The organism is Microcoleus sp. B5-D4 (genome assembly GCF_036705145.1).
Classification (GTDB): Bacteria; Cyanobacteriota; Cyanobacteriia; order Cyanobacteriales; family Microcoleaceae; genus Microcoleus.
The window spans coordinates 55,321-58,992 of record NZ_JAUBTV010000046.1 but is presented as its reverse complement, the minus strand read 5'-3'; the positions used below and the strand labels follow the sequence as shown (position 1 = coordinate 58,992).

Below are 3,672 nucleotides of genomic sequence, written 5' to 3'. Positions count from 1 at the left end.
CCGTCCTTTTTGGACGGGCGGGACGCCCATCCCACTTTCAAGAGTGGAAGTTATTTAATTCTCATTCCTTATAGCCCTTGATAAGCGGCCTCCGTGGCCTCCGTGGGCTCCGTGGGCTCCGTGGGCTCCGTGGCCTCCGTGGCCTCCGTGGGCATACCTCACCAAGATTGAGAACTGCTGTATTGCGGCTTTTTGATTACCTGTGGCATAAGTGCCTCCGGCATCGGGCTTCCGGCATCAGTGCCTTGCTTTTCCGAACCATTGCACAAATTCAAATAATATCTGTACATTGCCGACTAGCATCAAATCCCTGGCAGTGGTAAGAATTAAACCAAACGAAAGTAATTAAGGATGCCATGTCACTTTCAACTGCACAACCCGCTCTCCTAGTCCTGGCTGACGGTACTGCTTACCGCGGCTGGTCGTTTGGCGCTGACGCCACCGTCGTTGGCGAGGTAGTATTTAATACGGGAATGACGGGCTACCAAGAAGTATTGACCGATCCCAGCTATTGCGGTCAAATTGTAACTTTTACTTATCCAGAATTGGGAAACACAGGGGTAAATCTCGAAGACGAAGAATCCTCGGGCCCGCAAATTCGAGGTGCGATCGCCCGGAACGTATGCAGCCGCCCCAGCAACTGGCGCTGCTCGCAATCTCTGCAAGACTACCTGAAACAGTACGATATCCCCGGAATTTACGGGATCGACACCCGCGCCCTGACTCGCAAAATTCGCACGGTGGGAGCGATCAACGGTGGCATTTCGACCACGATTCTCGACCAGGCGGAACTGTTGGAGCAAGTGCAAGATGCCCCCAGCATGGACGGGCTGAATCTGGTTCGGGAAGTCACCACTCGCGAGGTCTACGAGTGGTCTGAAGCCACGGACTCGGTTTGGGAGTTCAGTCCTACAGTCAAACCTGCTAACGGCAAAATGTGGACGGTGGTAGCGCTAGACTTTGGGATCAAGCGCAATATTCTGCGGCGTCTGGCGAGTTACGGGTGTCGGGTCATCGTTGTCCCCGCTGACACCTCGCCGGAGGAAATCCTCAAATACAACCCGGACGGCATTTTTCTGTCCAACGGCCCCGGAGATCCGGCGGCGGTAACGGAAGGGATCGCGACTGCGAAAGCTTTGTTAAAGTCGGACAAACCCGTATTCGGTATCTGCATGGGACACCAAATTTTGGGACTTTCCTTGGGTGCAGAAACTTTTAAACTTAAGTTCGGCCATCGGGGATTGAATCATCCAGCGGGTTTAACTCAGCAAGTAGAAATTACTAGCCAAAATCATGGTTTTGCGATCGACCCCGATTCCCTAGCCCCCGAAGTAGAGATTACTCATCTCAATTTGAACGATCGCACCGTAGCCGGATTGAAGCATAAAACTCTGCCCCTGTTCTCAGTGCAGTACCACCCAGAAGCCAGTCCGGGCCCGCACGACGCCGATTATTTATTCGATCGATTCGTGCAGTCAATGCGAGACAATCAGAAAGTAGCCAGCAGTAAGTAGTCCTTAGTCAGCAGTCATTAGTCAGTAGTCATCAGAGGCTGTTTTGTGTCGATCGCTTCTGACTAATGACCAATGACTAATGACTAATGACTAAAAAACTGTAGACAAAAGACCAAAAAACTCCTATAATGAAGCCTCGACTTTAAGCCATATCTAGCTAGGAGGGTGTCATTCCTGAGTCATTGACCCTGACCGTTAGCCTCAGAGGCACTCGCGAAGTCAAGAATAACTATCAGTTATTTCGCCTGACGGGCCTGCTGGACGCTTTTTCTGAGGCAACTTTTCGGAAGGTAATAAGCAAATGTATTGACGAGGGCCCAAAACACGTAATTTTGGACTTGTCTCAGATAGACTTTGTGGATAGTTCAGGCTTGGGCGCACTTGTGCAACTTGTCAAAAAAGCCCAAACCTTGGAAGGGACATTGCAAATTGTCTCAAATCCCCGCGTAACTCAGACTGTTAAACTGGTTCGCTTAGAGAAATTTTTGTCTTTGCAGCCTTCGGTTGATGAGGCGGTAAAAAACGTCAAGGAGGCTTGACGCCAAAGTGGATTAAATTAGCTATCCGGTTCTCAACGCTGGATAGCAAATTTTTATTGTTGTGCTGGTAAAGCAATACCGATTTTCCCAGAAGCTGCGACACGCGCCAGCCGCTATTTCCCCGATGCTTAGAGTTTCGGTTGATGGGCAGTAAAATATGTGTGGCAAACACGCGAAAAAATGGTATAAAACTGAGAGCATCCCGATTTGGTAAAAAGCCTTTTTTAGGAGTGCGATCGTCGCGCCAAGCTTTGCCTATATATCTCGCTTCGCGATCTGACAGCGAACACTCCTGTAAAAGCTATAATTGCGGAAGTGACGAAAGACCAAATAAGTAAGTGACTAGAAAAACCAAGCTGTGCGGAAGTTTTATTTAAAAAAGTATGTCGCCGATCGCAGATGACGGACTCAAACTGAGTCTGACGGATATCAGTTTAAATCGAGTGCATCCAGCGAGGGCTACACCAGCAGAAATAGAAAGAATTTCGCCCGCAGCCTGGGCATATTTGGGAGATGCAGTATACGAACTCTACGTTCGGAGTTCGTACTTAGTCCCAGCCAAAAGATTGCAAGCTTATCACGAATTAGTGGTGGGACAAGTACGAGCCGAAACTCAAGCGCGTCATTTGCGATCGCTCTCTCCTTACTTGAACAGTACAGAATTAGCAATTGTCAAGCGCGGCCGCAATGCTGCAGCGGGCCGTTCTAAGCGAGCAGATCCAGAGATATACCAACAAGCCAGCAGCTTAGAAACTTTGATCGGATATTTGTACCTCACCGATCCCGAAAGATTGACCGAGATTCTGGCACTTTTAGAACTTGAGACTTAAAGGATTTAGCAGTTAAGAGTTGGGAATGGGGAGGGAGTAATTAACCATCCTGGCACGGCTAACATAAAACCGCAAAAATCTCGATCGGCAAAACAGGATTTATCAGTTATTAACTAGCAATTGGAACACAGCAAAATCCTTGCTCCCTCGCTAGACTATCTCAAATCTTAAAGCCCAAAGATTGCTCCCTCAATCAAGACTCTCACATCTACAATCTACAATCGACTAGCCTTCAGCCAAAACATTTTGACCACAAGAAACCAATGAGAAAATTTACCAAACCCAACTTTTCGCGATCGAATTCCGACAGCAAGCCATTCAAAAGCGAAGGCCGCCGTCAGGACTCACAACCATCCTCTCCCCGCTTTGAACGCAAGCCCCGTCCCGACACTCGCCCAGGAGACGCCCCTCAAAAGCGATCGACCTTCGCCCCACAATCGCGAGAAATGCCCGTGCGAGCAATTTTCAAACGGAGAGTCGATTCCGACAGCCAACCGGAAATTCGCAGAAATAATCATTTCAAAGACAGAGACAGCAGCCCGCAGGAATCCAGGGGCAATTATTACCAAGACAGAGACAGAGATAGCAGCCCCCAGCCGGCCCGCAACAATTTCCGAGACAGAGACAGAGACAGCAGCCCCCAGCCGGCCCGCAACAATTTCCGAGACAGAGATAGCAGCCCCCAGCCGGCCCGCAACAATTTCCGAGACAGAGACAGAGACAGAGATAGCAGCCCCCAGCCGGCCCGCAACAATTTCCGAGACAGAGACAGAGACAGCAGCCCCCAGC

General features: G+C 49.6%; 3 protein-coding genes and 1 pseudogene. All 4 read left to right on the top strand.

The features are described 5' to 3' along the window. The first annotated feature begins 356 nt into the window (after positions 1-356). Positions 357-1,514 (top strand): glutamine-hydrolyzing carbamoyl-phosphate synthase small subunit, encoded by a 1,158-nt coding sequence (carA, locus tag QUB10_RS20675; RefSeq protein WP_333205123.1) that lies wholly within the window; start codon positions 357-359, stop codon positions 1,512-1,514. Positions 1,515-1,696: 182 nt separating this feature from the next. After that, positions 1,697-2,053 carry an STAS domain-containing protein gene (locus tag QUB10_RS20670; RefSeq protein ID WP_333205121.1) on the top strand — a complete coding sequence of 119 codons (357 nt, stop codon included), beginning with the start codon at positions 1,697-1,699 and terminating at the stop codon, positions 2,051-2,053. Between the two features lie 383 nt (positions 2,054-2,436). After that, positions 2,437-2,883: a ribonuclease III domain-containing protein gene (locus QUB10_RS20665; protein ID WP_333205119.1), complete on the top strand. Its 447-nt coding sequence runs from the start codon at positions 2,437-2,439 to the stop codon at positions 2,881-2,883. 263 nt (positions 2,884-3,146) lie between these two features. Further along, positions 3,147-3,672, top strand: a pseudogene (locus QUB10_RS20660) (23S rRNA (guanosine(2251)-2'-O)-methyltransferase RlmB); the annotation flags it as partial.

Bases quoted from the DNA above. Each gene is read 5' to 3' on its own strand.
- carA (WP_333205123.1), top strand. From the start codon at position 357: ATGTCACTTTCAACTGCACAACCCGCTCTCCTAGTCCTGGCTGACGGT.
- QUB10_RS20665 (WP_333205119.1), top strand. From the start codon at position 2,437: ATGTCGCCGATCGCAGATGACGGACTCAAACTGAGTCTGACGGATATC.